Raw genomic sequence first — 14,393 nt, forward strand, 5'->3', positions numbered from 1 at the left:
ACCCGTGCATGATCGCAGGATTTCCGTGCGCCCGCCGCCCGCGCCGCCCGGTTCGGTCCACCGGTACGGTCCTCACGGAAAGATCACCCCCGGGTTCAGGGTTCCCCGCGGGTCCAGCGCGTCCTTGATCGCGCGCATGGTCGCAAGGTCGGTGGCGTCACGGCCGAGGTGCGTCCAGGCCGACTTCGCGCGGCCGATACCGTGCTCGGCACTGATGCTCCCGCCGTTGGCGGCCACGATCCCGAACACGTGGTCGGTGACCGCGCCGGCCTGCGCCGGCGGGACGTCGAGCAGGTTGACGTGGATGTTGCCGTCACCCACGTGTCCGAAAAGAATAGGGCGACAGGGAAATTCGTTTTCGGAACCCACACGGGACAGTTCGGCGAATGCCTCGGGCAGTGCCCGGATCGGAACCGAGATGTCGAGCTTGACGACCGGTGTCGCGCTCGACCGGGCGATGGCCTCGGTGTGGCCCTCGCGACCGGACCACAGGGCGCGAGCCGGCGCCGGCGCGAGCACGGCGTCGATGATCCCGGTGGCATCACCGAAGAGCTCCGCGGTGGCGGTCTCGATGTCCCCGGTCCCCGACACCTCGAGAAGGACATAGAACGGTCCCGGCGTCGTCGTCGGGCGCCGGTGGCCGTACTCGGCGACGAGCGCAACCCCGGCCTCGGTCATCAGTTCGGCGGCCTCGACGGTCAGTCCCGCCGCCGACGCGGCGCCGATCAGCCCGATGGCGTTCTCGACGCGCTCGATCGAGGCGACCGCGACGGTCGCGGCCGAGGGCGGCGCGACGAGTCGGAACAGGACCCGGGTGATCACCGCGAGGGTTCCCTCGCTACCGGCCAGGAGGGCTGGAAGGTCGTATCCCACATTGTCTTTGACGAGGGATGTCCACCGGCGGAGCACGCGGCCGTCGGCCAGGACGGCCTCGATCCCCGCGATCTGCGACCTCGCGTTGCCCCGCCGGATCATCCGCGTCCCACCGGCATTGGTCGACACGACCCCGCCCGCGGTCGCGCTCTGGCGGGAGGCGAGGTCGATACCGAACGACAGGCCGTGCGCCGCGGCGCGGAGGTCGATGGATTCGACGGTCGCGCCGGCCTGGGCGCCGACACAACGACCGACGGTGTCCACCTCGTCGATGTCGGTCATCCGCACCGTCGACAGCACGATCCAGCGCTCGCCGACGGCGGCGGCCGGTGGCACCGAGCCGCCGACGAGTCCGGTGTTGCCGCCCTGCGCGCAGACCCGGATGCCCGACCGGTCGCATTCGGTGAGCACGCGCGAGACCTCGTCGGTGGTGCGGGGCCGGACCACCGCCTCCGCCGCTCCGCGATACCGCCCGGTCCAGTCGGTCAGGAACCCTGCCGTGGCGTCCGGGTCGGTGAGGACATGCGCGTCGCCGACGATCGCGCGACAAGCCGCGATAACGGCGGCAAGAGGGGAATCCGGCTCCTCAGGACCGTGGGAAGGCATCGAGGATCGGGGTGTCGCCGTCGTTGAACTCGATCACCTCGTGCACCGCCGCCGGATGGTCGAGAACGGCCGCCGCGACCTGGGCGACGTTGTCCCGGCTGACCTGGTCACCCTCGACCCGGTCGCCGCCGAGCGTGATGCTGCCGGTGCCGTTCTCGTCGGTCAGCTTGCTGGGTCCGAGGATCGTCCAGTCGAGTTCCGTGGACTTCAGGTACGTGTCCGCAGCCGCCTTGGCCTCGGCGTAGGCGTGGAAAGAGTTGTCCTCGGGCACACCGTGATCGGGTCCGGCGCCGAAGTAGGACACCATCACGTACCTGCGGACTCCGGCCCGCACGGCGGCGTCCATGGACCGGATCGCGGCATCGCGGTCCACGGCGTACGTCCGCTTCGGATCGCCGCCGCCGGCCCCCGCGGTCCACACCACCGCGTCGTGGCCGGAGATCGCGGTGGCGATGCCGGTGGTGTCGAGGGTCTCGACGTCGGCGACCACGGGAACGGCCCCGGTGTCCGCGACGTCTTCGGCGTGTTCGGGATTGCGGATGATCGAGGTCACCTCGTCGCCGCGTTCCGACAGAATCCGCGCCAGCCGCAGCGCTATCTTGCCGTGTCCGCCGATGATCGCCACTCGAGTCACTGGATGCTCACTTTCGGTTGCTCACTTGTGCGGTCGCCACTCTCGTACCCAATCCAACGTACGCACATGCGCGCACCGGACACGGCCGAGACACGACTCCGCCCCGGCCCGACGTTCGATGCGAACGTCGAGCCGGGGCGGAGTTGAGTCGGACGAATCCGGTGGACCTCAGACGCGGGTACGACCGCGGCCGGTCACCAGCTTCACGAGGAACAGCAGGATGCATGCGCCCGCCAGGCAGGTGATGAAGCTGAAGATCCAGCCCCCGCCCTCGACGTCGACGCCGAACAACGTCAGCAGCCAGCCGCCGAGAAGGCCGCCGATGACACCGACGACGATGTTGAGGATGATGCCCTGCTGCGCATCTGTCTTCATGATCTTGCTGGCGATCCAGCCGGCCAGGCCGCCGATGATGATCCACGCGATGATGCCAATTCCCAGCATGTCTGCCTCCTATGGTCGTCGTGATCCGTTGTGCAAATCGTTAGAGATCGCGAAGACCTCTCGAATCGCTACAAATCGGAACGTACCCAGACTGACAGAGCGTCAAACAGTGTCCGCGGAAAATGTGTACACATCGAGACCGGACCGGTCACCGGACCGAGACCAAGCGGGGAAACGGGATCAGGGGCAGGTCACCTTGATCTCGTAGGACTTGGTCACGGGCTCGGTCGGATTGGCGGGATCGATCCCGGATGCGTCACCGGTGACCGTGTAGGTGTCCCCGTCCTTGGTGACCTCGCCGCTGCCGCCGCCGGCACCCTTCTGATAGGCCAGCACCACACCGTCGAGCGAGCCCAGCCCCACGGACTCCACCTCGGGCGAGTCACCCGACGTCAGGACGACGCCGATACCCGAGCCCCCACCCGATCCGATCCCGATGGTCACCTTGCCCGCGGCGTCGGTGCACCCGACCGTCTTGTCCGCCAGTTCCAGTTCCTGACCGTCGACGGTCACGGTGGCCTCCGCGTCGGTGCCACCCGACGCCGAGTCATCGGAACCGCACGCCGTGAGGGCGACGGCCAGTGCTGCGGCGCCGAGAACCGAGGTGATGTGCACTTTGCGCATGATGGGAGCTCCTGAGGAGTCGAACGAGGCGCCACCGGTCGGCGGCTGAGACGAACTTAGACGCCTGAGCTGCGGTTCGGCGTCGGTCGATCGAATGGGCCGCGGGAACTCGGAACCGCCCCCGAGAGTTCGGCCCGAGCGAGTTCGGCCCGAGCGAGTTTGGCGTCGGCCTCGACCATCACGGCGCGGGTCAGATCGCGGAACTGTTCGTAGTGGCCGTGGTAGCCGTACTTCGCATGCAGGCTCGGCCAGGTTGCGAAGTCGGCGGCGGCACCGATCGCGTTGCCCTCGTGCAGATAGGTCGGGAGGACGTTCTGGATCGAGGTGTCCCGTCTCAGTCGCCGCACCGTGTCCTGATGGAGCGTCGACGCCGCCCGGTACTTGGTGATCACGACCCCCAATTCGACGATTTCCCGCCCCAATTCGGTGCCGAAATCGGCGACCTGACGCTGGATGTGCGGAATCGCATATGTGGACAGGACATCCGGGATGGTCGGGATCAGATATGCGGCGGCCATCGCCAGCCCGTTGAGGCTGAACGGTCCGACGTTGGGCGGGCAGTCGACGAGGATGTAGTCGTATTGCCCGGCGATCGGGGCCAACGCGTTCGTCAGTACCTCCACGGCCGCCAGATGGTCGTCCGCAGCAACCCGGTGAGCACTGAGCTCCTCGGCCAGTTCGATGAGGTCCAGGGACGACGGCAGCAGGTCGATCCCGGTGAGCCCGGCCACGGTCGAGACATCGCGCTGCACGCTGCCCTCGAGGTCGAACGATTCCGTGCCGTCGAGCAGGTCGGTGAAGAGTGTCGCGACGGTGTGCCGCCGGGCGTTGCACGTCAGCCAGTGTTCCTGCCCGATCATCATCGTCGTCAGGTTGGTCTGGGCGTCCAGGTCGACGAGCAGCACCTTCTTGCCGAAGACGCCGGCGAGGAAGTCGGCGAGGCCTCCCGTGAGCGTGGTTTTCCCGACCCCGCCCTTGAGACTGATGGTCGCGATCACCGTCGGCATGGCGTCCCCGGTCTGTTCGGTCGCCCTGCTGTTCGGGCGTCCTGCGTCGCGAGTAGATTACCGAGCCGACGCGTAGGCCACCGGGTGTTCGGTGGCGCCGCGACGGCCGCCCGGCCTCTCGAACCTGCGAATCCGACGCCGAATGTCTTTTCCACCCTCATTCTGCGGGCATTACCCATATCTGTAAGAATGACCGGGTCGAGCATTGACCGGATATTTCTGTCGATTCGGTCGTGTGATTCAGAGTCAGGTGAGAACGACTTGACAATCGTTGACGAGAATCGAACGGGATGCGAAATCCCGCATATTTTCGACGACCGTGCGACTTGCTTTTCCTGGTCGGTACTGAAAACCCATGTGGAAGGACACCCGTATGAGCAACCGAGTCCGGACAGCCACCGTCGGCCTGGCGGTGTGCGCCGCAGCGGCATTCGGAGCCGCCCTCGCGCCCGTCGCCACCGCAGCGCCGAGCGATGTGACCGCGACACCCTCGGTGTCCGGCAACAACGTCACCCTGACGGTGACGAACAACGCCGCGAAACGCATCGGCTGCGAGATCGTCGGCGTCCCGGCCGGCGGAGCCCCGACCAATGTCGTCTTCGGATACCAGACACCGGAGGAGCTCGGTGCGCTCATCTCCCCCGGCTCGTCGAAGTCGTTGCCGCTGCGAATCTCTCAGGGCACGCCGCCGACACCCAGTGGGACGACGACGATCCCGGACGGCACGTACGACATCTACTGGGGATGCACCACGATCACGCTGCCACCGGGCACCGGGGCAGCCGAGGAGTTCTGGGGCACCAACCCGCCGGTGACAGGGACGACCCCGACGGTCGCCGCACCGCTGCGGGTAACCGTGCCGGGCGGAGCGGCAACGGCACCGGCCCCGGAATCGGAGACCCCGGCGGCGCCCGGATTGCCGAGCATCCCGGGCCTGCCCGACATCCCCGGACTCCCGGGGATCGAGCTGCCGGAGGAGATCTGCACGACGTCGTCGTGCGTCCCCGTCGGATGAGCTGAGCGGGCCGTTCACCGCGCGTGATCGCCGTTTTGCCCAATGCACTTCCGGGACCCGGGTGCGGTTGTGCATACTTCGACCATGTCAACAAGCGATGTCACGTGCGTCCATCTCGCCGCCGAGGGTGGTGGAGCGGCACTCGACCAGGTCTTCCTGATGTCGGCGGTGGCGGCCGTCGTGTCGGTCGGACTGCTCTGGATCGGTTATCTGCATCGCACGCGCAAGATCACGTGGCTGACCACGCTGTCCGAATGGGCCGCGCGCCGGGTGAACCGCCCACCGTGGGCGGCGCTGCCGATCTTCCTGTTCACCAGCACGATCATCTGCGCGCTGTTCGGCTTCCTCTGGGACGTGAGCCTGCACATCGGCGACGGTCGCGACGAGGGGCCGCTGGCGAACCCGGCGCACTACTTCATCCTGGTCGGCCTGTTCCTGCTGTTCATCTCCGGCATGCTGTCGGTGTTCCTCCCCTTCGACAAGCCCGGCCGCTCGGCGATCCGGATCACGCGTCACTGGTACGCACCGGTGGGCGGAATCCTGTTGGCAGGCTGCGGTTTCTACGCACTGCTGGGGTTCCCGCTCGACGACGTCTGGCATCGGATCTTCGGCCAGGACGTCACCCTCTGGGGCCCGACCCACCTGATGCTCATCGGCGGCGCGGGCCTGTCGCTCATCGCCGTCGTGATCCTCGATCGTGAGGGCCGGGCCGCGATGGGTCCCGACGCCCCGGACGACGGCCGGAGCCAGTGGCTCGTGCGCTGCCTGGCCTTCGGCGGGCTCGTGATCGGCATGTCGGTGTTCCAGATCGAGTACGACTTCGGCGTCGAGCAGTTCCGGCTCGTGCTGCAGCCGATGATGATCGCCGGGGCCGGGGCGTTCGCCCTCGTCGCCGCGCGGATCTGTCTCGGGCCGGGCGCCGCGCTCGTCGCGGCCGTCTTCGCGATCCTGCTGCGTGGTGTCGTCGCGGTCGTCGTGGGTCCGGCGCTGGGTGCGCCGATCAACGTCTTCCCGCTCTACCTGGGCGCGGCCGTGGTCATCGAACTGCTCGCGCTGACCCCGCTGCTCAAGCGCCGCGTGCTCTTCGGCGCGGTGGCCGGGCTCGGAGTCGCGACCCTCGGTCTCTGGATCGAGTCCTGGTGGATCGCCGCGGCCTACCCGTTCCCGTGGGTCACCGGCATGTGGGGCGAGGCGTTGGCGATGGCGATCCCCGTGGGCATCGCGGCCGGTGTGTGCGGCGGGCTGCTGGGTCTCGTCAGCGTCGGCGAGCGGCTCCCGACCCGTTGGGTCAGCATCACCGCGGTCGTGCTCTCCGTCCTGGTGATCGGCGGGGCCGTTGCCAACGGTCTACGGGTCTCGGTCCCCGCGGATGTCACCGCGCGCGTCGTCCTCACCCCGGCCGGGCCGAACGAGGCTGCCGACGAGAACGTGACGGCCGAGGTCTTCCTCGACCCGGCCGACGCGCTCAGCGACGACCCCGAGTGGGTCACGCTGATGTCGTGGCAGGGCGGGATCGACAATGACCGCGGCATCGTCATCGACCGGCTCGAGCGCGTCGGCCCCAACCACTTCCGGTCCACCGAACCGATGCCGGTGTCGGGATCATGGAAGACCATCCTGCGCGTACAGGACGGCACCACGATGGCGGGCGTGCCGGTGTATCTGCCGGCCGACCCGGCGATCGGCGCGGAGGGCGAGCCGGCTCAGCTGACGTCGACGAAACCGTTCGTCGCGGAGATATCGATCCTGCAGCGCGAGCGCACCTTCGACTACCCGTCGTGGCTGTTCGGCGCCGCCTCCCTGGTGGTGCTCGTGTGTTCGCTGCTGCTCATCGCGGCGCTGTCGTGGGGAGCCGGCCGGGTGAACGCCCGGGAGGCGACATCGGGCGCGCGGGAGCCTGAACTCCAGCCGCAGCCGTGATCGCTCTCGCTGCCGACCCCGGCGTCCACCACCTGGCGACGCACCCGCTGGTGCTGGCGCTGCCGGCCGTGATCCCCGCGTTCCTGGTGGTGGGCGTCATCGTCGCGATCGCGATCATCGACCGTCGACGCGGGGACGACGAGGACGACGAGGACGACGAGGACGACGCGGCAGGCCGCCCAGGCGAGGCCGGCCGCACTGCCGCCGAGCCGGCAGGCGGCGATCCCGATCCCACCGATCCCCCGACCCGAAACGAGGCCGATGACCCCGCCCGCGAGGCCGACTGACGTTCTGCTCGCCCACGGACTGGGTGGTTCGGAGTACCTGCCCGTCCCGCTGACCGCGGTGTTGATCGGCGGCGCCTGGGCGCTGACCATCTCGTTCGCGGTCATCGCGTTCGCTTGGCGTACACCACGATTAGGTCGGCCGGACGCCGGCCGAGAACTCCCGGCATGGGTGACGGCGGCCGTCGACAACCGGTGGGTGCGCGGCGTGATCAGCGGCGCCGCAGTGGTTCTCACCGCATGGCTGATCGTGGCCGCCGTCGGCCCCGACAACGACGAGAACCCCCTACCGGGCGCGTTCTATGTGCTGCTCTGGGTCGGCATGACCGTGCTGTCGGTACTCCTCGGACCGGTGTGGCGACTGCTGTCCCCGGTCCGCACCCTGCTGCGGGCCGCCCGAGGTGTCGGGGGCCCGCGGGTCGTCGGCCTGCGGGAGTATCCGCGTCGGCTGGGCTGGTGGCCCGCGGCGTTGGGCCTGTTCGCCTTCGTCTGGCTCGAATTGGCGTCGCCCGACCCGAGTTCTATGTCGTCGGTGCGGATCTGGCTTCTCTGCTACCTGGTCATCACCCTCGTCGGTGGCGTGGTCTTCGGGTTGCGGTGGACCGTGGACGCCGACCCGTTCGCGGTGTACAGCACCGTGGCCTCGCGCCTGTCCCCGTTCGCGCGCAACAGCGCCGGCCGGGTGATCCTCCGCAGTCCGATGAACTCGCTGCCCACGCTCCCGGTGCTCCCGGGTACCGTCACCGTTCTCGCGATCCTGCTCGGCTCCACCGCTTTCGACAACTTTTCGGCGATCGCGTTCTGGCAGGACCTCGTCGCCGACGGTGCCGGTGACAGCCGGGCGGCCGCCACCGTGTACTCGACCGCCGGACTGCTGGTGTTCATCGGCGTCGTCGCGGTGACGTTCTGGACGGCCGCCCGCGCGGTCGGCGGTGTGCAACCGGACCTTCGGCGCCGCCTCCCCGGCCTGATGGCGCACTCGCTCGTCCCGATCGTGATCGGTTACATCCTCGCCCACTATCTGCAGTCACTCGTCGAACAGGGACAGGAAGCCGTCCTCGCGCTCGGCGATCCGCTGGGGAGGGGATGGAATGTGTTGTGGCTCAGCGATGCTCATCCGGTGTACGTGATGAGTGACCACCCGACGGTCACGGTGACCCTGAAGGTGGCGTTCGTACTCGGCGGCCACCTGTTGGGAGTGGCCGCGGCGCACGACGCATCGTTGCGTCTCCTGCCCCGCCGGCATCAGCTGACCGGGCAGCTCACCATGATGGTGCTGATGGTCTTCTACACGTTCCTCGGGCTCTGGCTGCTGTTCGGCGGGTGACGCCCGGTCAGTAGGTGGTCGGGGGCGTGTTCTTCTTGTTCGAACGGAACAGCATGTAGCCGCCGTAGAGGGCGAGTGCGACGAGGGCGATCCAGAAGAGTCCCTCGAGTAGCGGGCCGAGGACGGCCAGTGCGATCAGCGCGACCGCGATGACGCCCAGGACCTTCCAGAAGGTCATGCCGGTGGTGTTGTTCGTCGATGTGGTCATGAGCCCAGTCTGCGCCCGCCGAAGCCGGAAAGCGATGCTCGGCGGCACTTCTGGGGCGAACTTCAGGGACTTCCCTGAGGGACCCCCTACCGCTGGAACCCCTACCGTCGGAACCACGCCTCGGCGTTGCCGGCCAGCGCCTTCTCGATCCGCAGTGCCGACGTGTCGGTCAGGTCGGACGGCAATGCGTCGGGCGCGAACCACGCGACGTCGGAGTTCTCGTCGTCGGCGGCCCGGGGATCGCCGTCGACGTGGCGCGCGAGGAAGCAGACGTCGAGATAGCGTGTCCGGTCGCCGTTCGGGTAGGTGATCAGCGGCGTGACGTCGATGCTGGTCAGTCGGATGATTTCGGCGCTGACATCGGTTTCTTCGCGGACCTCGCGCAGGGCCGCCCGCGCCGGCTCCTCTCCCGGTTCGAGGACGCCGGACACGACGGCCCACTGTCCGTTGTCGACGCGGCGCGTGAGGAGCACCCGCCCGGCGTCGTCGCAGACGACGACGCTGACGCCGGACAACCAGAGTTCGCGGGTACCGACCTGGGCACGCAGATCGCGGATGAATTCGGGAATGGGCACCCCCACATCCTGCCTGCCGGTGCGCGTCGCCGCCGGAGAGGTGGGGTCGGGTGCCAGATATCCCGACGCGCACAATGTCACCCATGAGGATCTCCCGACGTGCCGAAGGGATCGCCCCGTTCCAGGCGATGGAGTTCGCGAAGCGCGCCGCCGAACTCGAGGCGGCTGGTCATTCCGTCGTCAAGCTGAACATCGGCGAACCCGATTTCGGGGCACCGCCGGCGGTCCTCGCCGCCGCCCGCGAGGCGACCAGCCGTCCCCTCGCCTACACCGGTGCCCTCGGCCTCCCGGAGTTGCGCGAGGCGATCGCAGACTTCTACGGCCACCATTTCGGGGCGTCGGTGGATCCCGCGCGGGTGGCGGTCACCGCCGGCGCGTCGGCGGCACTCCTGATGGCCTGCGCGGCACTGATCGACCCGGGCGACGAAGTCCTCATCGGAGACCCGTCCTATCCGTGCAACCGCCAGTTCGCGCACGCCTTCGGCGCACAGGTCCGGCTCCTGCCGACCAGCCCCGCCAACCGGTTCCAGGTCACCGCCGCCGAAATCGACGACGCGTGGACGGACGCGACCCGCGGCGTCATCGTGGCGACCCCGTCGAACCCGACCGGCACCTCGATGCCGGGTGAGGAACTCGTCGCCATGTGCGAGCTCGCGGCGGCCCGGGACGGCTGGTCGATCGTCGACGAGATCTACCTCGGCCTGTCCGACCCCGGACCGGACGGTCGGCCGCCGCGCAGCATCCTGGCCGCCGATTCGCCGGGCGTCGCGGAGACGGTGGTGATCAACAGCTTCTCCAAGTACTTCGGGATGACGGGTTGGCGGCTGGGATGGTGCATCGTGCCCGCGGAACTCGTGGGGGTGCTGGAGCGGCTGGCGCAGAACTTCTACGTGTGCCCGCCCACGCCGTCGCAGTACGCGGCGCTGGCCTGCTTCACGCCGGATTCCCTGGCGGTGGCCGAACAGAACCGTCGTGAGTTCGCGCGACGCCGGCAACTCGTCGTGGACGGGCTCGCGGACATCGGACTCGACGTGCCGGTCATCCCCGACGGCGCGTTCTACGTCTACCTCGACGTCGGCTCCACGGGCCTGACGTCGGCCGAGTTCTGCGACCGGGCGCTCGCCGAAGCCCGTGTCGCCCTGACCCCGGGCCACGACTTCGGGGTCGCGGGCGCGGACCGGTATGTCCGTCTGTCCTATGCCGCATCCACCGACGACCTCACCCTCGCCATCGACCGACTCCGGACGTTCGTCGGGGCCGGTCACGTTCCACTTCGATCAGGAGGGACCATTCCATGAGCTCTGCGGGACCAGTCCGTGCCGAACGCCTCGCCGAGGAGGTGACCCCGATCCTGACCGCCCGGACCGAGGGCGCACCTCGGGTGCCAGGTGTGGTCGCGGGCGTCACGACCGACGAGGAGACGGTCTTCCTCGGTGCCGCCGGGGTGCGTGCGCTCGACGACGAGCAGCCGATGACCGTCGACTCCGTCTTCGCCCTGTTCTCGGCGACAAAGGCGGTGACCGCGACGGTCGCGCTGCAGCTCGTCGAGGAGGGCGCCTTGGACCTGCACGCACCGGCCCGCACTTACGTCCCGGCGCTCGGCGAACTGCAGGTGATCGAGGGCTTCGACGACGACGGGCGGCCGCGTCTGCGGCCACCCGCCTCCGACGTCACGACCCACCAATTGCTCACGCACACCGCCGGTTTCGGTTACGACTTCTTCAACGAGACCTACCGTCGACTGACCGCGGACCACGGTGTGCCCGCCGTCGCCACGGCCACGAGGGCCTCGTTGCGAACCCCGCTGCTGTTCGATCCCGGCACGGAGTGGGAGTACGGCTCCGGGATGGACTGGGCCGGCCAGGTCATCGAGGCCGTCACCGGACGCCGTCTCCGCGAGGTGATGGCCGAGCGGGTCCTCGACCCACTCGGCATGTCCGACACCGGATTTGCGCTGTCCGACGGCGCCCGGCGTCGGCGAGCGGTCCTGCACATGCGCAAGCGGGGCGAGCTCGTCCCCAACCACCGCTGGGAACAGCCTGCCGATCCCGAGATCGACATGGGCGGGCAGGGCCTCTGGTCCACCGTCCCCGACTATCTGACCTTCCTGCGAATGTGGTTGCGCGAAGGCCGCTCCGACCGCGGTCAACAGATCCTGCGCCCGGAGACCGTCACCACGGCGTTGCGCAACCAGATCGGCGATCTCGCGGTGCGACGGCTGCCCGGAGTGATCCCGCCGCTGAGCCACGATGTCGAATTCGATCCGGGGACACCGAAATCCTGGTCGTATCCGTTCATGGTGAACGACACCGACACCCCCACCGGCCGCAAGGCGGGTTCGCAGTCGTGGGCCGGGCTGGCCAACCTCTACTACTGGATCGATCCCCACACCCGGATCGGCGGCTTCTGGGCCACCCAGATCTTCCCCTTCGTCGACCCCGCATCGATCGACGGGTACCGCGACTTCGAGGCGGCGACGTACCGAGCGTTGGCGGACTGACCTACGGCGCGTTCGTCATCAGGCAACGCCGAGCAGTACCCAGTTGCTCTGCCCGGTGAGATCGCGAAAGCACCGACCCGGTAACGGCATTACGCAGAGATCGCTACCTCACAACGCCGCCGACGACCATGCCGTCGTCGACCACTCCTGTCCGGTGCACTCCAGTCCGTTGCACTCCGAGATCCCCACCGATGAACGCGAGGGTGTAGATGTAGGCGATCGGCGGGGGCACTGGCTGATCTGTCGTACCGGTCTCACCCCATCCATGGTGGCGGGCGCCCGCTGCTCGACCGTCGCGGTCGAGCGGTTCAACCGCGCCCCGGCCCGTCGCAGTGCTCCCTCATCGGTGGTCGACGACGGACTCAGCCAGGGCACGCCCCGAAAGTTCCGCGGAGTGTGGCTCGAGGGCCCGATTGCTGCCGAACGGGGGCGTTGCGTGTTCGTCCGACACCCCGTTCCCGCGACGGTGATCCGCTGCGGTAACGGAGTACGGAGGGGCAGCACTGTGGAGTTGTCAAGGGACGGACGCGGTCCCGGGTACGGTCCGGGTGCAGAAGGTGCTACGCGAAAGTGTGACGGAGGGCCGGTCAGGCGGCGTCGTCGAGTCGCATGGTGCGTCGGTTGTAAGCGGGTAGTGGTCGACGTTGCGGGTCGATGATCGCGGGTGGGACGAGCCAGGGATGACGGTCGAATCCCATCACGATGTCCCAGCCATGGTGGTGGACCTGGGTGTGGCAGCGTTGGCAGAGCAGGCAGCCGTTGTCGAGGTCGGTGGCGCCGCCGTCTGCCCACGACTTGATGTGATGCACCTGCGTATGAGACGGCGGCGCACCACATTTGATGCAGCAGGTGTCGCGGACGATGATTGCTCTGCGGAGGTGTGCCGGATACAAGCGGTGGGTGTGGCCCATCTGCAGCGGCACGCCCTCACGGTCGAGGATGATCTCGGTCAGGGATCCGTCGCAGGAGACCTGTTTCGCCGTCACTTGGCTGACCGATCCGGTCCACGGCAGCGTCGCCAGGTCTCCGGTCGCGGGGATCGTCAGCATCAACTGGGTGCGTGGGCTTCCGACGGTGTCGATGCTCGCGCCGATCGCGGCTTGGTCGAGGATCAGTTCGAAGGCGTCGGCGCGGCGTTGCTCGGCGGTGCGACGGTCCTCGGCGCCGTCGGGTTCGGGCCGTGGGCAGGACCGTTCGTCGATCATAGCCAGGAACTTCTCACCCACGACCTGGGTGAGGTCGGCGCGGACTTCGACGCGGCCGTCGTCGGTGGTGTGCGCGTTCACCGAGTTCAAGCGTGCATCGTCCGACGCTGGGGTTCCGGCGTCAGAGGCGTCGGCGAGGGCGTTGCTGATGGCGTGAGCATGCTTGAGCACTTCGGTCGGCGTAGCACCGGATAGTGCTTGGGCGATGAGTTCGATCTCATACCGGGAGCGTTCTCCCTCGGAAAGAGCGTCACCACACCGTTTTTCGATCTCGTTCATGCCGCGGACGATGGCATCGACGACCTCGCCGGACAGCCGCCCGTCAGCGGCATGACGAGACAGCGCAGGCAACCCCGGCAACGCATCGACGCTTCGCATGGTGCGGTGCGCGGCGGCCGGTGCGTGGCCTGACTCGATCAGCAGTTTCTTGGTGGTGCTACCGGCCTCCTGTGCGACACCGAGTTCGTCGAGTTGCGCTGCGTGCGCGACGATCTGATGATCGGCAAGGTTGCGGATCAGGCGCCACGTGTCGAGGGCGTCGAATGTTGCTCTGCCCGTCGGGTCGTCGGTGGGTGGGGTGGTCTCGATGAGTTGATCGAGGAGCGTGGTGAGCTCTGGCATGACTCCAAGGTACCGGAACATTCGTTCGACTACGAGGAGTTTCCACAGGCTCAGAAATCTCGAAACTGTCGACTGTGCAGCGTTTTTCGTCGAGTGTGCGTCGATTCGCGTTGATTGTGCGTGAATCGTTGACAGAGGTGAACTTCAGTCACATCTGTTACGGATTCTGGGTGAAAAGTTGCGAGTCTGAAGTGGACTGAAGATCCCGCGAACTCGCTCCCCCGGGGCGCATCCGCAACCCGCCGGGCGTGTGGGGCTGGGTCCGCAGGGGTTGTGCAGCGGCGTCGGGTCACCAAGTGGCTTCGACTCGGCGCCTCGACCTCGACGCGCTCCTTCGTCGCTTGCTCGGCCCGGCGGCTCCGCTCGGTGCCGGCTCAACCAGCGGGGGTCGGGTCGACTGACGCCCCCCCAGACTTCTGGGACGCACACGAACCCAGAACTCTGGCACGAGCATTTCCCGCGTTCGAGGGATGGCGGGAACAAAAGGGCGTCGGCCACTCTGAGTCCCATGGAGCTGCCGAGTCCGGCGGCCCACCACAGCAGCACCGAC

The 14,393-nt window shown here is 68.0% G+C and carries 14 protein-coding genes; 6 read left to right on the top strand and 8 right to left on the bottom strand.

Going from position 1 to position 14,393, the window contains the following annotated elements:
* Window positions 1-72 precede the first annotated feature (72 nt).
* The 5 genes from ACFUEJ_RS06555 to ACFUEJ_RS06575 all read right to left on the bottom strand — a co-directional run bounded on the left by ACFUEJ_RS06555 (window position 73) and on the right by ACFUEJ_RS06575 (window position 4,188).
* Window positions 73-1,479 (bottom strand): FAD-binding oxidoreductase, encoded by a 1,407-nt coding sequence (locus ACFUEJ_RS06555; protein WP_388028236.1) that lies wholly within the window; start codon window positions 1,477-1,479, stop codon window positions 73-75.
* Complete coding sequence (locus ACFUEJ_RS06560) at window positions 1,460-2,113, bottom strand: SDR family oxidoreductase (protein ID WP_165629752.1); 654 nt, start codon at window positions 2,111-2,113, stop codon at window positions 1,460-1,462. The genes ACFUEJ_RS06555 and ACFUEJ_RS06560 overlap by 20 nt, the downstream gene beginning before the upstream one ends.
* A gap of 168 nt (window positions 2,114-2,281) precedes the next feature.
* Window positions 2,282-2,557: a GlsB/YeaQ/YmgE family stress response membrane protein gene (locus ACFUEJ_RS06565; RefSeq protein ID WP_004023462.1), complete on the bottom strand. Its 276-nt coding sequence runs from the start codon at window positions 2,555-2,557 to the stop codon at window positions 2,282-2,284.
* Between the two features lie 180 nt (window positions 2,558-2,737).
* Window positions 2,738-3,181, bottom strand: a complete 444-nt coding sequence (locus ACFUEJ_RS06570) for a lipoprotein LpqH (protein ID WP_058251911.1) — start codon at window positions 3,179-3,181, stop codon at window positions 2,738-2,740.
* A 56-nt stretch (window positions 3,182-3,237) separates the two neighbouring features.
* The gene (locus tag ACFUEJ_RS06575; RefSeq protein ID WP_058251912.1) at window positions 3,238-4,188 is read right to left on the bottom strand and encodes a ParA family protein; all 951 of its coding nucleotides are present in this window, start codon (window positions 4,186-4,188) and stop codon (window positions 3,238-3,240) included.
* 373 nt (window positions 4,189-4,561) lie between these two features.
* Between ACFUEJ_RS06575 and ACFUEJ_RS06580 the strand changes: the two genes are divergently transcribed.
* The 4 genes from ACFUEJ_RS06580 to ACFUEJ_RS06595 all read left to right on the top strand — a co-directional run bounded on the left by ACFUEJ_RS06580 (window position 4,562) and on the right by ACFUEJ_RS06595 (window position 8,734).
* Entirely contained in the window at window positions 4,562-5,203 is a 642-nt protein-coding gene (locus ACFUEJ_RS06580; protein ID WP_388028240.1) for a hypothetical protein, read from the top strand.
* 84 nt (window positions 5,204-5,287) lie between these two features.
* Window positions 5,288-7,123, top strand: a complete 1,836-nt coding sequence (locus ACFUEJ_RS06585; protein ID WP_388028243.1) for a hypothetical protein — start codon at window positions 5,288-5,290, stop codon at window positions 7,121-7,123.
* Complete coding sequence (locus tag ACFUEJ_RS06590) at window positions 7,120-7,410, top strand: hypothetical protein (RefSeq protein WP_388028245.1); 291 nt, start codon at window positions 7,120-7,122, stop codon at window positions 7,408-7,410. The genes ACFUEJ_RS06585 and ACFUEJ_RS06590 overlap by 4 nt, the downstream gene beginning before the upstream one ends.
* Window positions 7,385-8,734, top strand: coding sequence for a hypothetical protein (locus ACFUEJ_RS06595; protein ID WP_388028248.1), 1,350 nt, complete (start codon window positions 7,385-7,387; stop codon window positions 8,732-8,734). Before ACFUEJ_RS06590 ends, ACFUEJ_RS06595 begins: the two co-directional genes overlap by 26 nt.
* Before the next feature lie 7 nt (window positions 8,735-8,741).
* Here the strand turns inward: ACFUEJ_RS06595 and ACFUEJ_RS06600 are convergent, their stop codons facing one another.
* Window positions 8,742-8,942, bottom strand: a complete 201-nt coding sequence (locus ACFUEJ_RS06600) for a hypothetical protein (protein ID WP_388028250.1) — start codon at window positions 8,940-8,942, stop codon at window positions 8,742-8,744.
* 101 nt (window positions 8,943-9,043) lie between these two features.
* Window positions 9,044-9,517: an NUDIX domain-containing protein gene (locus ACFUEJ_RS06605; protein ID WP_058251917.1), complete on the bottom strand. Its 474-nt coding sequence runs from the start codon at window positions 9,515-9,517 to the stop codon at window positions 9,044-9,046.
* An 83-nt stretch (window positions 9,518-9,600) separates the two neighbouring features.
* Between ACFUEJ_RS06605 and ACFUEJ_RS06610 the strand changes: the two genes are divergently transcribed.
* Together ACFUEJ_RS06610 and ACFUEJ_RS06615 are read left to right on the top strand one after the other, a co-directional pair.
* On the top strand, window positions 9,601-10,815 hold the full coding sequence (locus ACFUEJ_RS06610; RefSeq protein WP_388028253.1) for a pyridoxal phosphate-dependent aminotransferase: 1,215 nt from the start codon (window positions 9,601-9,603) through the stop codon (window positions 10,813-10,815).
* Window positions 10,812-12,017, top strand: a complete 1,206-nt coding sequence (locus ACFUEJ_RS06615; RefSeq protein WP_388028255.1) for a serine hydrolase domain-containing protein — start codon at window positions 10,812-10,814, stop codon at window positions 12,015-12,017. The genes ACFUEJ_RS06610 and ACFUEJ_RS06615 overlap by 4 nt, the downstream gene beginning before the upstream one ends.
* Before the next feature lie 587 nt (window positions 12,018-12,604).
* Here ACFUEJ_RS06615 and ACFUEJ_RS06620 read toward each other — a convergent pair.
* A complete protein-coding gene (locus ACFUEJ_RS06620; protein WP_137810408.1) occupies window positions 12,605-13,864 on the bottom strand; it encodes an HNH endonuclease signature motif containing protein in 1,260 nt (419 codons plus the stop codon).
* Window positions 13,865-14,393 lie beyond the last annotated feature (529 nt).

Source organism: Gordonia sp. NPDC057258 (assembly GCF_042668985.1).
Lineage (GTDB): Bacteria > Actinomycetota > Actinomycetes > Mycobacteriales > Mycobacteriaceae > Gordonia > Gordonia hongkongensis.